This is a genomic window from Pedobacter sp. ASV12 (assembly GCF_016429155.1).
In the GTDB taxonomy this organism is placed as follows: Bacteria; Bacteroidota; Bacteroidia; order Sphingobacteriales; family Sphingobacteriaceae; genus Pedobacter.
The window spans coordinates 1-451 of the sequence record NZ_JAELUC010000300.1 but is presented as its reverse complement, the minus strand read 5'-3'; the positions used below and the strand labels follow the sequence as shown (position 1 = coordinate 451).

Sequence of the window (451 nt, the reverse complement as noted above, 5' to 3'; positions counted from 1 at the left end):
CGGTAAAGCTGAACAATATCGATTTACGGCAAGATCCGGTTGCTTTCCGCTCGCAAATCAGTTATGCCGAAGCAGAGCCCCAATATCCCTTGTTTATTACCGGAAAGGAGCTATTGGACTTTTATTGCGAAACCAGAAAGGGTACCCAGGCTGAGGCCATAGAACTGGCCAAGCTTTTCGAACTGGAAACCTTTCTGCTACAACCAATAGGAGGCTATTCGAGTGGCATGCTTAAAAAACTCTCCCTGGTTTGTGCCTTTATTGGCGATGTTGATTTTTACATTCTCGACGAGCCTTTGATTACCATAGATGTGGCCTCGGCGCATAAGCTCTACGAACTGATCAAAACCAAAGTGGCTCAAGGCAAGAGCTTTTTGCTTTCGTCGCATCAGCAAATCGATCCCGAAAAATTGAGCCTAGATAGCGTTTTCGAAATCCGAGGCAAACAAAT

1 protein-coding gene is annotated in these 451 nt (G+C 45.5%); it reads left to right on the top strand.

Annotated features, from left to right (window positions below; translation table 11 throughout):
- Window positions 1–451 (top strand): ATP-binding cassette domain-containing protein (locus tag JHD69_RS20395; protein ID WP_441339505.1); only part of this gene is annotated, 451 nt, incomplete at both ends.